General features: G+C 70.8%; 11 protein-coding genes. 5 read left to right on the top strand and 6 right to left on the bottom strand.

The window, feature by feature from the left end; translation table 11 throughout:
- Window position 1 precedes the first annotated feature (1 nt).
- Window positions 2–2,860: an FAD-binding and (Fe-S)-binding domain-containing protein gene (locus tag ACVN90_RS18175; RefSeq protein ID WP_475099601.1), complete on the bottom strand. Its 2,859-nt coding sequence runs from the start codon at window positions 2,858–2,860 to the stop codon at window positions 2–4.
- A gap of 62 nt (window positions 2,861–2,922) precedes the next feature.
- On the opposite strand from ACVN90_RS18175, the gene ACVN90_RS18170 reads away from it, so the two are divergent.
- Complete coding sequence (locus ACVN90_RS18170; protein WP_475099600.1) at window positions 2,923–6,024, top strand: glycoside hydrolase family 2 TIM barrel-domain containing protein; 3,102 nt, start codon at window positions 2,923–2,925, stop codon at window positions 6,022–6,024.
- Between the two features lie 22 nt (window positions 6,025–6,046).
- Here ACVN90_RS18170 and ACVN90_RS18165 read toward each other — a convergent pair whose 3' ends face one another.
- From ACVN90_RS18165 to ACVN90_RS18150, 4 genes are read right to left on the bottom strand one after another with little or no spacing between them, the layout of a single operon-like run.
- Window positions 6,047–6,499: an NUDIX hydrolase gene (locus ACVN90_RS18165; protein WP_475099599.1), complete on the bottom strand. Its 453-nt coding sequence runs from the start codon at window positions 6,497–6,499 to the stop codon at window positions 6,047–6,049.
- 17 nt (window positions 6,500–6,516) lie between these two features.
- The gene (locus ACVN90_RS18160) at window positions 6,517–7,782 is read right to left on the bottom strand and encodes a four-carbon acid sugar kinase family protein (RefSeq protein WP_475099598.1); all 1,266 of its coding nucleotides are present in this window, start codon (window positions 7,780–7,782) and stop codon (window positions 6,517–6,519) included.
- Entirely contained in the window at window positions 7,775–9,046 is a 1,272-nt protein-coding gene (locus ACVN90_RS18155; RefSeq protein WP_475099597.1) for a RuBisCO large subunit C-terminal-like domain-containing protein, read from the bottom strand. The genes ACVN90_RS18160 and ACVN90_RS18155 overlap by 8 nt, the downstream gene beginning before the upstream one ends.
- 5 nt (window positions 9,047–9,051) lie before the next feature.
- Complete coding sequence (locus tag ACVN90_RS18150; protein WP_475099596.1) at window positions 9,052–11,058, bottom strand: glycoside hydrolase family 127 protein; 2,007 nt, start codon at window positions 11,056–11,058, stop codon at window positions 9,052–9,054.
- Between the two features lie 243 nt (window positions 11,059–11,301).
- Between ACVN90_RS18150 and ACVN90_RS18145 the strand changes: the two genes are divergently transcribed.
- The 4 genes from ACVN90_RS18145 to ACVN90_RS18130 all read left to right on the top strand — a co-directional run bounded on the left by ACVN90_RS18145 (window position 11,302) and on the right by ACVN90_RS18130 (window position 15,197).
- Window positions 11,302–12,645, top strand: coding sequence for an ABC transporter substrate-binding protein (locus ACVN90_RS18145; protein ID WP_475099595.1), 1,344 nt, complete (start codon window positions 11,302–11,304; stop codon window positions 12,643–12,645).
- 68 nt (window positions 12,646–12,713) lie between these two features.
- Complete coding sequence (locus ACVN90_RS18140) at window positions 12,714–13,595, top strand: carbohydrate ABC transporter permease (protein WP_116195597.1); 882 nt, start codon at window positions 12,714–12,716, stop codon at window positions 13,593–13,595.
- A gap of 1 nt (window position 13,596) precedes the next feature.
- Complete coding sequence (locus ACVN90_RS18135; protein WP_475099594.1) at window positions 13,597–14,514, top strand: carbohydrate ABC transporter permease; 918 nt, start codon at window positions 13,597–13,599, stop codon at window positions 14,512–14,514.
- 20 nt (window positions 14,515–14,534) lie between these two features.
- The gene (locus ACVN90_RS18130; RefSeq protein ID WP_475099593.1) at window positions 14,535–15,197 is read left to right on the top strand and encodes an aspartate/glutamate racemase family protein; all 663 of its coding nucleotides are present in this window, start codon (window positions 14,535–14,537) and stop codon (window positions 15,195–15,197) included.
- A gap of 246 nt (window positions 15,198–15,443) precedes the next feature.
- Here ACVN90_RS18130 and ACVN90_RS18125 read toward each other — a convergent pair whose 3' ends face one another.
- Window positions 15,444–16,421 (bottom strand): sugar-binding transcriptional regulator, encoded by a 978-nt coding sequence (locus tag ACVN90_RS18125; RefSeq protein WP_475099592.1) that lies wholly within the window; start codon window positions 16,419–16,421, stop codon window positions 15,444–15,446.
- Window positions 16,422–16,436 lie beyond the last annotated feature (15 nt).

Here is a 16,436-nt window from a genome sequence, read left to right as displayed (position 1 = left end):
CTCAGGGGGTCGACGCCGGCCGGGTGGCCTCCTCGAGCAGCTCGAGCACGTGGCGGTAGTCGGCTCCGGTGGCGCGCGTCATGCCCAGCTCGCACGTGCGGTTGCACGACGCGTGCGCGTCGGCGCCCAGGGCCTGGACCTCGGCGGCCTCGGCGGCCGTGGCGGACGCGGTCAGCTCGGGATGCAGCATCCCGCGGTCCCCGGCGAAGCCGCAGCACGACCACGCGTCCGGCACGACCACCTCGGTCGCGACGGCCTCGGCCACGCGGCGCAGCGCGGGGTCCAGGCCGAGCTGGGTCGACGAGCACGTGGGGTGCAGTGCCAGAGAGCCGACGAGCGGCGACACTTCGCCCAGGCGGGGGAGCAGCACGCGCTCGGCGAAGGCGACGGCGTCTTCGACACGGGCGTTCACGCCGGCATCGGCGAGCAGGTGGATGAAGCCCTCGGTGCAGCTCGCAGCATCCGTCACGATCGTGAGCGCTCCGCCGCGCGAGGCGTCTGCGATCGACGCGGCCACCCGGCGGGCCATGACCTCGCGCCCGCCCAAATACCCCTTGGAGGTCCAGGGCGTGCTGCAGCACAGCGCGTCGACATCGTCGGGCACCGCGAGCCGCACGCCCGCGCGTTCGGCGAGCCGGCGGAGGGCCTCGGTCACGCCCACCCCGTCGCCCGCCGGGCCGAACATGGTGTTCACGCACGCGGGGAGGTAGACAGCGACCGGCGCCTCGGTTCCCGCGCCGACCGTCGCGCCGAGACGCGAGCGCGCGCGTCCGCCGCGCGGGAGATCGTCCGAGTAGCGCGGCATGGTGTCGGCGCCGAGCGCAGCGCGCCCGACGTCGGTCACCGCCGTGACGGCCACGGCCGGCAGCTTGTCGGCGAGCGTCAGGCCGATGCTCGCGACCCGCGTGGCGGCGCCCCACGCGGTGGCAGCGCCCTTCCACGACGCACTCGCCACCGGGTGAGCGCTCTCGCGGCGCAGGCGCTTCACGAGGGTGCCCGTGTTGATGAGCACAGGGCACGCGGTCTGGCACATGCCGTCGACGGCGCACGTGTCGACGCCGGCGTAGTCGTAGTCGTGTTCCAGCTCGCGCACGAGCGCGTGATCGCCGGATGCCTCGGCCCGGGCGATCGCGCGCCGCGTGACGATGCGCTGGCGCGGCGTGAGGGTGAGGTCCCGGCTCGGGCACACCGGCTCGCAGTAGCCGCACTCGACGCACCGGTCGGCTTCCGGCTCGATCGGGTCGGCGAGCTTGATGTTGCGCAGGTGCGCCTCGTGGTCGTCGTCGATGATGACACCCGGGTTCAGGATCCCCGCCGGGTCGCACCGTTGTTTGAGCTCGCGCATGACGTCGTAGAGCTCGTCGCCGTACTGCCGGCGCACGTAGGGCGCCATGACGCGGCCGGTGCCGTGCTCGGCCTTGAGGTTGCCGCCGGCGTCGAGCACGAGCTCGACCATGTCTTCCGTGAACGCGCGGTAGCGGGCGAGCTGGTCGGGCGACTCGAAGCGGTCGGTCAGCATGAAGTGGATGTTGCCGTCCTTCGCGTGCCCGAAGATGACGCTGTCATCGTAGGCGTACCGCTCGAACAGCGCCTGCAGCGTCGCGCAGGTCGGTGCGAGGCGGTCGACCGGCACGACGACGTCTTCGAGGAGTGCTGTCGTGCCGCTCGGGCGCGCGCCGGCGACCGACGCGTACAGGCCCTTGCGCAGCTTCCACGCGGCGGCGCGCGCCACCGGGTCGGACGAGAAGGATGCTGCGGCCTCGAGCGGCTGCGTGGCGAGGGTCTGTGAGCCCTGCGCGACGAGCCCGGCCAGTTCGTCGTCATCGTGCGCGTGGAACTCGACGAGGAGCGCAGCCTGGTCGCGCACCGCGAGCCCCGTGATCTCGCGCGGGGCGCCGGCGAGCGACTGGCCGACACGCAGGGAGGTGGCATCCATCAGCTCGAGGGTCGCCGCGCCGGTCGCGACCAGCTCGGGGAGCGCACGCGTGGCGGCCGCGAGATCGGGGAAGACCGTGAGCGCCGTCGCCATGCGCGGGAGGATCGGCACCGTGCGGTACGTCGCCTCCGCGACGAACGCCAGCGTCCCCTCGCTGCCCACCACGAGGTGCGCCAGCAGCTCTGCCGGGGTGTCGAAGTCGAGGAACGCGTTCACGGCGTACCCCATCGTGTTCTTCATCGCGAACTGCCGGCGGATGATCTCGACGGACCGCGGGTTCGAGACCACGCGTTCGCGCAGTCTCATCAGGCCGTCGACCAGATCGGGCTCGGCTGCCCGGAGCGCCGCGTCGGCATCGGGCGCGCCCGAGTCGACGACCGTGCCCGACGGCAGCACGAACACGAGCGACTCGAGCGTCTGGTACGTGTTCTCGGTGATGCCGCAGGCCATGCCGCTGGAGTTGTTGTTGACGACCCCGCCGATCGTGCAGGCGAGCTCGCTCGCCGGGTCGGGGCCGAGCCGGAAGCCGTGGCGGGCAAGCCGCGCGTTGACCTGCCGCACCGTCGCGCCGGGCTGCACGCGCACGCGGCGCCCGCCGTCGAGCACGTCGATGCGGCGGAACCGCTGCCGCACGTCGACGAGCAGTCCGTCGGTGGACGCCTGGCCCGAGAGGCTCGTGCCGCCCGAGCGGAACGTGAGCCGCGCCCCGCTGCGGCCGGCTTCCCGCATCACGCGGCCGACCTCGGCCGCGTCGGCGGCGACGAGCACGGCCTCGGGGGTGAGCAGGAAGTGGGAGGCGTCGCTCGCGTACGCGACGCGGTCGATGGCGCGGGTCTTGAGGCGCGATGCCTCGCCGACGGCGTGCGCGACACCGTCCGGAACGGCGGCGGCGGACAGGGTCGCGGCAGCGGCGCTTCTTGCCATGGGAACTCCTCGCTGAGCTAGACTGCAATCACATTCAAGAGAGAATGGATATGCAAGCTCCTATGGACATGCAGACTAGCGGATCGTCCACCGCCATCTCCACCGAGCTCGACTTCTCCGGCGCCGACATCGCGCGGTACTGGGAGAGCACCGCCCCGGGAGCAGGACGACGGATGCCGCGTGCCGGCGCCGTGGGCGACGCCCCGGTGCTGAACCTCAACGGGGTGTGGCGCTTCCGGCTCTCGCCGACCGCTTCGGGGACGGGGAAGGCGTGGCTCGCCGACGACTTCGACGACTCCGGCTGGGACGCCATGCCGGTGCCGTCGCACTGGGTGCTCGAGGAGTTCACGCCGCTCGCCGGTGGCCCGGCGCGCCGCATGCTCGGCACGGAAGAGGGACCGCTCTACACGAACACGGCCTACCCGATCCCGCTCGACCCGCCCCGCATCCCGACGGAGAACCCGACGGGCGACTATCGGCTCGCCTTCGACGTCCCCGACGGGTTCGGGCCGGTGGCGCTGCGCTTCCAGGGCGTCGACTCGTGCGCGAAGGTGTGGCTCAACGGCGAGGAGCTCGGCTGGTCGATGGGCAGCCGCCTGCCGTTCGAGTTCGACGCGCCGATGCGGTCCGGCCGCAACGTGCTGTGCGTGCGCGTGCACCGCTGGTCGGCCGGCACGTACCTCGAGGACCAGGACATGTGGTGGCTCCCCGGCATCTTCCGCGACGTCGAGTTGCTCGGGCGACCCGACGGCGCGATCGATGACCACTTCGTGCACGCCGACTACGACGCTGCAACGGGGCTCGGCACGCTGCGAGTGGATGCCTCGACCGAGGCCGTCGTCGAGATCCCCGAGCTCGGCATCCGTGTCCCGACGGGCGAGACGGTGACGGTCGCCGTCGAGCCGTGGAGCGCGGAGCGTCCCCGCCTGTATCGCGGCACCCTGCGTTCGAGCGGTGAGAGCATCGAACTCGCCGTCGGGTTCCGCCACGTCGAGATCGTCGACGGCGTGTTCACGGTGAACGGACGGCCCGTCACGTTCCGCGGCGTCAATCGCCACGAGCACCACCCCGACACGGGGCGCGCCCTCGACCGCGGCGCGATGATCCAGGACGTCGTGATGATGAAGCGGGCGAACATCGACGCCGTGCGCACCAGCCACTACCCGCCGCATCCGGAGTTCCTCCGCCTGTGCGACGAGTACGGGCTGTGGGTGATCGTCGAAGCCGACCTCGAGACGCACGGCTTCATCTACGAGGGCTGGGCGCACAACCCGCCGGCGCTGCCCGAGTGGCGGGGCGCTGTCATGGATCGCCTGCTCCGCACGGTCGAGCCGCACAAGAACCACCCGAGCATCGTCGTCTGGTCGCTCGCCAACGAGAGCATGACCGGCGACGGCTTCGCCGAGATGCGCCGCTGGCTCGACGAGCGCGATCTGTCACGCGCCGTGCTCTACGAGCGCGACCCGAGCTACCGCGACTCGGATTTCTACTCGCTCATGTACCCGTCGCTCGAGCTGCTCGAGCGGATCGGCCGTCACGAAGAGCCGCGCGGCGGCCGGCTGAGCATGCACGGCATGATGTTCAACGAATCCGATGGTGTCGCACCGCTGCCTCCGGGCGTGACCGAGGCGGACGAGGAGCGCCGCCGCGGTCTCCCCTTCCTCCTCGTCGAGTACGCCCACGCGCAGGGAAACGGGCCCGGATCCCTGCAGGACTACTGGCGCATCATCCGCGCCCACGACCGCCTGTGCGGCGCGTTCGTGTGGGAGTGGATCGATCACGGCTTGAACACCCTGACCGACGACGGGGTGCCGCTCGTCATGCACGGGGACGACGTGGACTACGAGCCGCGCGGCGGTCGCTTCGGCCTGCACGGGCTGGTGTTCAGCGACCGTTCGCCGACGCCGGGCCTCGCCGAACTGGCCAAAGCGCACGAGACCGTCGCGATCACCGTGCGCGACGACACCGTGCACATCGCGAACGACCGACACAGTGCCGACACCGCGGACCTCGCCTTCCGCTGGTCGGTCGAGGCCGACGGCGGGGTCGCCGCGAGTGGCCCGCTTGCCGTTCCGGTGCTCGTGCCGGGGGAGTCGGTCGAGGTCGCGATCCCGGATGCTGCGACCCGTGTGCTCGTGGCGGGTGGCAACGACGTCGTGCTCACGGTCGAGGCAGCGCTCGCCGTCGATGAGCTGTGGGCGCCCGCCGGCCACGTCGTCGCGTGGGGTCAGCGGGTGCTCGCTGCTCGCGTCGCCGAGAAACCTCAGCCCGATCCAGACACCGCGCCGCGCGCGGTTTCCTCACACGTCCACGATCTCTCACGCGCAGAGGCCGAGATCGTGGTGGGATCGGCCGCGTTCGACCGAGCGACCGGCCGGCTCGTGCGGCTCGGCGGCCTGGAGCTCGACGGCCCGGTGCTCGACCTGTACCGCGCACCCACCGAGAACGACTACGGCCAGGGCGAGACCAACAACATCGCCGGGGTGTGGCGCAAGACGATGCTGCACCGGCTGCTGCACCGCGTCGACGAGGTCGACGCGAGCGACGGGCGGCTGCGGGTCGCGGGCCGCACGGCCCCGCGCACGCATCCGCACGGCGTCGCGTGGACGATGACGTGGACGCCTGACGGTGACGGTCTCGTGCTCGAGGTCGACGCGGACTTCGTCGGGCCATGGACCGACACCCCGTACATGCATCGAGACATCCTCGTGCCCCGCCTCGGGCTGCTGTTCGGGTTGCCCGGAGCCACCGAGCGGGTCACGTGGTTCGGACGCGGCCCGGGTGAGACGTACGTCGACTCGTTCGAGGCCTCGCGCGTCGGGCGCTTCGCCCGGTCGATCGACGACCTCCAGGTGCCCTACCCCGTGCCGCAGGAGAACGGCAACCACGTGCAGACGCGCTGGCTGGAGGTCGCCGGCGCCGGCATCCCGTCGCTTCGGGTCGACGGCCGTCCCGAGTTCGACTTCACCGCCCGCCGCTGGACGTCGCACGACCTCGACCGCGCGACCAAGCCGCACGAACTCGTCGACTCGGGCCGGGTCTGGCTCAACATCGATCACGCGCAGCAGGGTGTGGGCTCGGCATCCGTCGGCCCTGCCCTTCCGGAGCAGTACCGGATCCCGCGCGAGCGCACGTCGTGGAGCGTGCGGCTCGAGGCCCGCTGAGGTCGTCGGCGGCGCGGGCGCGTCAGAAGCCGTGCGCGAGGAGGGTCGCTCCGGCGCCCTGGCGCAGTGCGACCAGCGCCTCGCGCTCGTACTCGGGCATGCGGTCGGGCAGCGCGTCGATGTCGAACCACTCCAACGCCGCGCACTTGTGTGGCTCGAGGATCTCGGGCTCGCCCTCCCACACGTCGCACACGAAGAACCAGTCGACGCGCTGCTCGATCGGGTTGTCGGTGCCGTCCGTGCGCTGCATGACCGCGACGGGCGTCAGCGCGGCGGGCGCGAGCGAAAGCCCGAGCTCTTCGCGCACCTCGCGGAGCGCGGCGTCCACCGCGGTCTCGCCGAGCTCGACGTGTCCTGCCGCGCCGGCGGCCCAGCATCCGTCCATGTAGCCGGTGTTCTGACGCAGCTGCAGCATCACTGCACCGCCGCGGCGGAGATAGACGTACGACGAGGGGACGACGGAGAAGCGGGGCACGGCGACCCAACCTACCGTCAGCCGAGCGCGGCGACGTCGGTGAACAGGGTGTCGGCGCCCACCTGTCCGCCCTTGAGCAGCAGCTCCAGTCCGTCGATGGCGGGGTCGGCGGCGTGCGCCTGCAGCAGCACGACGTTGCCCCACGGGTTCGCGGCGATCGAGAGCGACTCGACGCCGAGCAGGCGCGCGACGCGGCTGGAGGTGTCGCCTCCGCACACGATCACGCGGCGTGTCGCGCCGTCGCGGGCGACGGTGGAGATGACGGATGCTGCAGCCTCGGCGATCGCCTCGAGCACCGGGCGGTCGCCGGCCGAGGTCGCGTCGGCGTCGTCGGAGGTGAGCACGACGCCGCGCTCCGCGCGCAGGGCGGCGAGGAGGACCGGCATGATGGCCTCCACCCCGGCATCGTCGAGCGGCAGCGGCCGCACCAGCCAGCCTGCGCCGGCGGCGGCATCCGCCTGGCGGCGCGTCTGGGCCGAGCGGCTGCCTGAGACCACGACCACCGGGCCCGTCGAGGGCGTCGACACGGGCACGGCGGGGCCGCCGCGCGGGTCCGCAGCAGCGATGCCGTGGGAGAGGCCGCCCGAGCCGATGGCGAACACCGGAGCGGGCAGCGCCGCGACGGCCTCGCCGATGGCGACGAGGTGCTCGTCGGTGAGGGCGTCGAGCACGAGCGCGGCCTCGGGTGCGCCGCGCAGCAGCGGCTCGAGGTCGTCGTAGACGACGAGGGGGAGCGAGCCGACGGGCAGCTCCGTCTGGCGGCCGATGTGGACCGCGAGGTCGGCCTCGGTCATCGGCGTCGACGGGTGGTGCGACATCGTCGGCTGCCGGTCGAGCCGGTACACCGTGCCCCGCTCTGCCGCGAAGTGCTGGCCGAACAGCGTGTACCGCCCGAAGTCGGGCTGGGCGAAGAGCATCGGCACGGGGCGGTCGCCGAACGTCTCGCGCGCGAGCTCGACCACGCGACCGAGGCTCCCCACGTGCGGAGCGGAGTCGGCTGTCGAGCACGCCTTGTACTGCACGATCGCGGGCTCGAGCTCTGCGAACGCGGTGAAGACCGGACGCAGCTCGGCGTCCATCTCGTCGGGCGAGAGCGAACGCGAGATGCCAGCCACGCCGACCACGTCCACCTCGTCCGCCGCACGGCGCAGGGCGGCAGCATCCGGGAGTCCCGTGAAGAGCCGCCCCGTCCAGCCGCGCCGCGCGAACTGCAGGAGCGCGTCGACGCTGCCGGTGAAGTCGTCGCCGTAGAACAGGGCGGCGCGGTGAGCGGCTCTAGGCACGGACCGGACCGAAGAGCTCGGCGGCCCGGCGGAGGGCGGAGGAGCTCTCGTACGCGTCGTCGATGGTCTCGCCGCGCGCCGCCGACGCCCACGCGTCGCGCATGCTCGCGACACCGGCTGCCGCACCGTCGGGATGACCGTGGATGCCGCCGCCGGCGAGGACGAGCAGGTCGGTGGTGCCCACCGCGGCGTAGGTCGCGTGCGCGAGCCCGCCCCACTGACCCGACGACAGCACGGGCAGCGTGGGCGTGAGGCCCAGCAGCGGCTCACGCACCGCGGCGATGGAGTCGAGCACCTGTTCGTCCGTCTCGTAGAACTTGTTGCTGATGCCGTTCGTGTGCAGGTGATCGGCGCCGGCGAGCCGCGCGAGCTTCTGCCACGCACGGAACCCTATCCCCACCTGCTCCGAGCGGCCGAACGAGCCGAACATCGCACGGTGCCCGTGGATCGGCACACTGCTGTGGCTGCGGAGGAACTCGAGGCCCGGCAGGCCGATGAGGTTGATGCACGCCATCACGCACGTGCCGCCGGCGGCCACGACGAGGTCGTGGTTCGCCTCGAGCCGGCCGATGTCGTCCGTGATGTTGAACGCGTACATGGGCTTGCGGCCGGTGCGGTCGGCGTAGCGCTCGAGCACCGGCATGACGGCGGCGACCCGCTCGGCCAGCGGGGCGCTCGGCCCGTTGCCCTGCAGTTCGTCGTCCTTGATGAAGTCGATGCCCGACTCGGCGAGCTGACCGACGACCTCGGCGAGGTCGGCGGGGGACAGGCCGATGCTGGGCTTGACGATCGTGCCGATGAGCGCGCCCTCCGGGCGTCCGACCAGCTGGCGCGTGCCCTCGACCCCGAACGCGGGACCGGGGTAGCGCTCGGCGAACGCCGGCGGCAGCTCGAGGTCGACCAAGCGGATCGCCGCCAGTTCCTTGATCTCGAAGAGGTTCCCCGCGACAGCGGCGAGGAGGTTCGGGAGGGACGGGCCGAAGTTGTCGAGCGGGAACCGCAGCCGCAGCCGCGCGCGGCGCCGCAGCGCCGGATCGCCGACCGCTCCCGGCAGGGGCGAGGCGCCGGTGAGGGGCAGCTCGTCGATGGACTCGACCTGGGCGGCGAAGCGCGCGCGCAGGTCGTCGGACTCGCGCTCGACGCGGACGAACGTGCCGGTCGACTGCTCGCCGGCGAGCACCTCGGCGGCCTGCCGCAGGGGCAGCGAGGTCTCGATGATGTACGTCGCGACGACGTGCTGGGACGTGAAGGGTGAGGTGGACATCTGCGTCACCAGGCCAGTGGGAGCCAGACCGACATCTCACCGGCGCCGCGATTGCCCCACGCGAAGTAGGGGATCAGTCGCACGGGCGCCGTCGAGAGCGCGGTGTCTGCGAGGTCGTCGTACAGTGCGTCTTCGTCGGAGCCCGGGAGCACGACCGCCTCCGTGTCGAGAGCGATCACGCGGTGGCCGGCGACCTCGGCCTCGACCGGCGTCAACGGCGTGCCGCGCCGCAGCGCGACCTGCTCGAGCACGACGCCCGCGGGAAGGTCGGCGCTCTCGACGCAGTACACGATCGGTCCGCGGCGCACCGCGACCTGGTTGGTCGCCTCCTCCGCGAGTCGGTGAGCGCGGAGTACCCGGACAGGCATGGGCAGGGTCAGCTCGACGACGTCGCCGGCCTGCCACTCGCGCTCTATGCGCGTGTACGTGCCGGGTTCGGTCACCGGCGCCGGCGACCCGTTGACGGTGAGCGTCGCCCCCGACGACCAGCCGGGAATGCGGAGGTGGAGCGGGATGCCCCCGGCGGCAGCATCCGTCACGGTGAACGTGATCTGCTCGCTCCAGGGGTAGTCGCCGTCTTCGCGCAGGGCGAGACGGCGCCTGTCGTCGGTCGTCACGTCGAGCGTGCTGCCACCGTAGAGGTGGACGAACAGGCCCTGATCTCCCGACGGCCCCGCGCCGAGCGACGCGGCGCGCTCGTGGAACCGTGCGAGCGTGCGAGCGATGTTCGGCGGGCAGCAGAAGCAGCTGAGGTACGGCTCGCGCAGCCGCTCGTCTGACGGAGGCGGCGTCGGCACCGGGTGGATCGCGGTGTCGCCTGGGCGGCGGAGCGGATAGGGGAGGTCGCGCACCTGGCGCAGCGCGTTCGTGTAGAAGTACTCGGAGCCCGCGAGGCTGATGCTCGACAGGAGGCTGTTGAAGGCCACCTGCTCGATGACGTCGGCGTAGGCCGCGTCGCCCGTCAACGCCAGCATCCGCTCGCCCCACAGGATCAGGCCGATGTTCGCGCACGACTCGTTGTGCGCAGTGGTGTGCGGCAGCTGGAACGCACGGCCGTACGCCTGGTGCACGCGGCTGATCTGGTGCTGCCACGGCGAGCCGTCGGGGGAGGCGCCGTCGTAGAGCGCACCGGCGCCACCGGTGATGTAGAGCTTCGTGTCGACCACGTCGCGCCACAGGTTCTCGAGCACCGACTCGAGCTCTTCGTCGCCGGTCTCGGCGACGAAGTCGGCGAGACCCGCATAGAGGTAGTTGGCCCGCACGGCGTGACCGGCGACGACCGTCTGCTCGCGGACGGGGACACGGTCCTGGTTGTCGTCGCCGCCCTCGAAGTCGTCGCGGACGCGGATGAACGCCTCCGACAGGCGCAGGTACTGCTCATCGCCGGTCGCGCGGTAGAGGTCGATGACCGCCATGTAGTGGGACGGGCAGATCGCGCTGCGCGCGAGCTCGAGCGGCCTGTTGGTCGCGAGGTCCTCGAGGAAGCCCGCAGCCTTGCGTGCGGCGTCCAGCAGCGTCGTCGACCCGGTCACTTCGTAGTGGCGGACGCCCGCGGTGATGAGGTGGCCGAGGTTGTACGTCTCGAAGTTGAAGCGGTCGGCGAGCGCGATCGCGTCCTCGTGGTTGCGCGTCGAGATGAGGGTCGGCGTGTGGAGGTAGCCGTCCTCGCGCTGCACCGAGGCGATGAGCCGTGCGATCTCCTCGATGCGGGCGGCGAGCTCGGGGTCGGGGTCGGTCTCGAGGCGGGCGACGGCCGCCTCGAACCACTTGTAGAAATCGCCGTCCATGAAGGGCGGGCCGGCGTGCGAGCCCTCCTCGAGGCCGGCGGCGATGCGGAAGTTCGCCAGCCCGGCGCTCACGGCGGGGTCGCTGAGCGAGGACCAGATCTGCGGGATGGTCACGTCGCGCGTGCGCTCGTGGACGTCGCCCCAGAAGCCGCTCGCCCAGCGCGCGCTGTCGGCGCCGAGCGGTCGCAGCCGGGCGTGGGCCCTGGTCGCGGTGGTGGCGGTCATCGTTGTTCCTTCCGAGTGGCGTTCAGTCTCGTGCTGGTCGCGGCGTCGCGGCAAGACGGGGCAGATGCGGGTCAGACTAAGCAGCGCTGAAAAATCTCGCAACGCTGCATGGAAATGCAGTCTAGCCCCTGAATCGTCTCAAAGTGAATAGAATTTCAGTACTGACTGTTGACACACGCCGAAATCGTGCCTACTGTCGTGCTCGTACCTTTCACCCGCATGGTCGTCGTCAAGGAGGACGCTATGAACACCCGCAGCAACCGCCGCCGCATCGCGGCGCTGGGAATCGCACTCGCCGCGGTGCTGCCGCTGGCCGCCTGTGCCGGTGGCGGCACTCCCGACACCGGATCTTCCGAGGGGGGCGGCGCCGGTGCCGGCGGCACCGATCCCGAAGCCTTCACCGTCATGACGGCGAACGAGAACCCCGTGCTCGAGGAGCAGCTCACAGCGCTGTCGGAAGGCGCCTGCAAGGCCGAGAACGAGGCCCTGCCGATCGAGCATCAGAAGGTCGCGCAGGCCGACACCGTGCAGAAGGTCACCCTGCTCGCCAGCCAGGGCGCGCTGCCCACGCACACGATCGCCGGCACGGCGCTCATCCGTCCCGACGGCGACCTCAACGCGGCCGGCCTGGTCGGCGACCTCAAGGCAGCCCTCGAGGGTTCCGGCGCGTGGGACAACGTGCTCCCCGCTGCGGCGTCCACCGTCGAGCAGGTCTACGGCGGCATGTTCTCGATGCCGTACCAGTACAACGTCGAGGGCATCTTCTACAACAAGGAGATCCTCGCCGACAACGACATCGAAGAGCCCCAGACCTGGGACGACCTCGTCGACGCCGCCGACGCACTGGCCGACGCGGGCGTCGTCCCCATGACCGAGGCGGGCGCCAACGGCTGGCCGCTCACCCGCATCATGGGCATGTACATCTTCCGCAACGTCGGCCCCGACGCGATGGCGGCGGTGCGCGACGGCGACGCGAAGCTCACCGACCCGGAGTACGTCGAGGGCGCGCAGGCGCTCGCCGACTTCGCCGAGGCCGGCTATTTCGGCGAGGGCTTCTCCACGCGTGACGGCGACACCTCGTCGAACATGTTCCTCACCGGCCAGGCCGCGATGACGTACGACGGATCCTGGCTGCTGAGCGCCATCAACGACCCCGAGCGCAACCAGATCGGCGGCGAGAACGTCGGCTTCATGCCGTTCCCCGAGGTCGACGGCGGCAAGGGCTCCATCGACCAGTACGCCGCGAACGCGGGCGCCCCGATGATCATCAACGCCGAGCAGTTCGGCCCGAAGGTCGTCGACTGGATCAGCTGCATCGCCGAGAACTACGGCCAGCAGGCCCTGCAGGACGCCGGCGTGATCTCCGGCTTCAAGGTCAACGGCGAGGTCACCGACGTCTCGGCGAACACCGCCGAGATCCAGGAGCGGATCGCGGGCATCGACGAGACCGTACTGTGGTTCGAGGCCCTCATGGATTCGAAGAGCAACTCGCTCGCCTCGACGAACGCGACGCTGCTGACGACCGGTCAGATGACCGCCGAGGAGTACATGACCCAGCTCCAGGCGAGCATCGACGCCAACGGCTGAGACCCCGTACCGGCTCCCCGGGCGCTCGCCCGGGGAGCCGGCTCTTCGAGAAAGAAAGCAGTTCGCAGATGAACTCGATCTTCGGAGATCGGAAGACGATCTTCATCCTGCTGGCGCCGGCGCTGGTGCTCTACACCCTGCTGAAGGTGGTGCCGGTCGGCTGGTCCCTCGGCCTCTCGTTCTTCGAGGGCAACTCGCTGCGCGGGTTCGACTGGGTGGGCCTGCAGAACTTCGCCACCTTCTTCACCGACCCGAACGCGCTCCAGTCGATGTGGGTCAGCGTGTTCTTCGCGATCGTCGCCACGATCGGCCAGGTCGCTCTCGGCTATGGTCTCGCGCTCCTGTACGTCTTCGTCCTGCGCAAGGGCTCGACGCTCGTGCGGACGTTCGTCTTCTTCCCGACCGTGCTCCCGACCGTCGCCGTGGCGCTGCTGTTCCGCAGCTTCGTCGCCGTCGGCGACAACCAGGGCCCGGTGAACGACATCATCAACTTCTTCGGCGGCGAGAGCGTCGAGGTGCTCGCCTCCACCGTGGGCACCATGACCCTGGCGATCGTCATGACGCTGTGGAGCTCGATGGGCTTCTACGCCGTGCTCCTCTACGCGGGACTCCTCGACATCCCCGAAGAGGTGATCGAATCCGCCCGCCTGGACGGTGCGAACGGCCTGAAACTCGTCCGCCACATCGTGGTGCCGCTGTCGCTGCCGATCCTGCTGTCGTCGATCATCTTCAGCCTCAACGCGACGCTCAAGGTCTTCGACAGCCTGCTCGCCCTCAACGGCGGCGGACCCGGCACGTCGACCGCGCCGATGACCCTGTACATGTACCGCACCGCATTCGAGTACGCCGAGTACGGCTACGGCTCGACGATCGCCGTCCTCCTCACCGCGCTCTGCCTGGTGTTCACCCTGGCGATCTTCCGATCGTCGCGCCGCAAGGCGGAGGTCTGACATGACTCTGACGCACACCGAGAAGCCCGCCTACACCGTCGCGACGCCGACGGTCCGCAGGCCCGGCCCGGGCCGCGCCAAGCGCACCGCGGTGAAGGCGCTCCGACGCCTGCCGGTATGGATCCTCGTCGCAGTCCTGATGGTCGTGGTGCTGTACCCGCAGGTCTGGATGGTGCTCGGCTCGTTCAAGACGCAGTCCGAGTTCCTCTCGAACCCCGCGCTGTCGCTTCCCGAGACGTGGAACTTCGACAACTACGTCACCGCCCTCACCAACGGCAACGTCGCGCGCAACTGGCTCAACAGCGTGCTCGTGACGATCCCGTCGGTCATCTTCATCGTGTTCATCGGCGTCGCCGCCGGCTACGCGCTCGAGGTGATGATCTGGAAGGGCCGCAACGGGGTCCTGCTGTACATCCTCGCGGGCATCATGGTGCCCGGTCAGATGATCCTCGTCCCGCTGTTCATCACGTACTTCCGCATCGGCATCACCGACACGCTGTGGCCGCTGATCATCACGTACACCGTGATGGGGCTCCCGCTGACGACGTTCCTCATGGCGACGTACTTCCGGTCGGTGCCGCGCGAGATCTTCGAGGCCGCGACCGTCGACGGCTCGGGGCCGCTGCGCTCGTTCTTCGTGATCGGGATCCCGATGATGAAGAACGCCATCCTCACGATCGGTCTCGTGCAGTTCTTCAGCGTGTGGAACGACCTGCTCATCGCGCTGACGTTCACGACGCGCCCCGAGCTCGCGACGATCCAGGTGGGCCTGTTGAGCCTCAGCGACGAGTACGGGTCGACGCAGTACGGCCCGCTGTTCGCGGCCGTCAGCATCAACATCGTGGTGCTGCTGATCCTCTTCCTGACGCTCAACAAGAAGATCATGGCCGGCATGTCCGGCGGCGCCCTCAAGGGCTGAGAAGCTGAGAGGCTGGTCCTGTGACCTCGACCCCACCGCGCATCGCGTTCCTGCACACCGGAGCCGTCAACATCGCGCCGTTCGGCGCGCTGGCTGCGGAGTTCCTGCCGGGCGCGACAGTCGTGAACTATCTCGACGACCGCATCGTCGCCGACCTCGGCGATGAGGCGCGCGCGGACTCGGTGCCCGAGCGCATCGACGAGCTCGTACGCGCGGCGGCGGCAGGGGGAGCGGATGCCGTGATGTTCACGTGCTCGTCGATCTCCGAGCTCGCCGCGCCCGCCGCCGCGGCGGCAGGTGTGCCGGTCCTCCGCGTGGATGAGGCGATGGCGGATGCTGCGGTCCGCACGGGACGCCGCATCCGTGTGCTCGCGACCCTGCCGACGACGTGCCGCCCGACCCTGGGCCTGCTCCAGGAGCGCGCGGCCCTCGCCGGCGTCGAGCCGGAGTTCACGAGCGAGGTCATCGAGGGCGCGTTCGCGGCCGTCGCGGGCGGCGACCGCCCGACCCACGACCGTCTGGTCGCCGCCGCCATCCAGCGCGGCGCCGCCGAGGCCGACGTCATCGTGCTGGCTCAGGCCTCCATGGCCTCCGCCGCCGACGCCGTGTCGGTCGACGTGCCTGTGCTCACGAGCCCGCGGCTCGGGGTCGAGCGCCTCGCGGCGTCGCTCGCCGACCGCTGACCCGGCGGCGAGCCCGCTGCCCGGGTGTTCGTGCGTGGGTGCTTCGCGTCCTCAATTGAGGACCTGAGCCGGAATGAGGACGCTACAGCCGTGTTGCGCCCTCAGCTCAGCCCTCGTCCTCATTTGAGGAGGTGCGTCGACGACGGTTCGAGCATCCCTGGCGGTATCGTCGCAGCCGTCGTCCTCATTTGAGGACGCGAAGCGTTCGTGCGCGTGCTTCGGACGAGGAGCGGCACCGCGGCCGAGTCAGCGCTCGGCGAGAGCTTCGGCCGAGCGCAGGTCGGTCACCAGCGTCGTGACCCAGTCGCCCGCCAGGGCGCCGTGGATCGCCTCGAGCTTGCGCTCGCCGCCGGCGATGCCGACGCGGCGCGGGATGCGCCGCAGATTCTCTACGGTGATCGCGATGATCCGGTCGTCGAGCGCGCCGCGCACGAGCGACCCGTCGGCGCGGAATATGCGGTGGCAGATGTCGCCGACGGCGCCCTCGTCGAGAAGGGCCTGGCGCTCCTCGGCGGCGAAGGCGTTGCCGCTCGCGGCGAGGGCGTCGGACGGCTCGATGCTGCCGATGCCCATGATCGCCATCGTGAGCTCGTTCCAGTGGCGTGCGACCTCCTGCATCGAGGGGTCCTGCAGCAGGCTGTCGCGGATCGCCGGGTCGCCGACGACGCCCGGGGCCTGCACGTAGACGGGCTCTGCGCCGAGCGTGCGCGCGAGTTCGCCGAGGAGGCGGTTCGAGTGGCTCTGCGCCTCGGGGGCGCCGACGCCGCCGAGCAGCTGCACGACCTCTGTCGCGCCGCGCACCGTGAAGGGGCGCATGCGGTCGACCATCGCGAGGATCGTCTGGCTCCACGACGAGACGCCGATGCGGTCTGCGCCCGAGAGGGTCGCCTCGAGGTACGCGGCCGCCCCCGCTCCGAGCGAGGCCAGCAGCTCGCCCCCGTCGGCCTCGGGGTCGACGTCGACGATGACGGCCTCGGCGAGGCCGTACTTCTCTTCGAGCTGCTCTTCGAGATCGGCGTAGACGCCCGGGGCGACGGTCACGATGGTGCGCACGATGCCCACGGATTCCGCACGCTTGAGCAGACGCGAGACCTTGGCCTGTGAGATATTGAGCGCGGCCGCGATGTCGGCCTGGCGCACGCCGCGCTCGTGGTACATGCGCGCGACCTTCGTGAGCAGGCGCACCTGCCCGTCCGCGGGCCGGGTGTAGGGCGTCAGGGGCACGGCGTCTCCGATCGT

The sequence above is a fragment of the Microbacterium sp. F01 genome (assembly GCF_056156365.1).
Note: the sequence above shows the minus strand (reverse complement) of the source record. Positions and strands in the feature narration are given on the sequence as shown.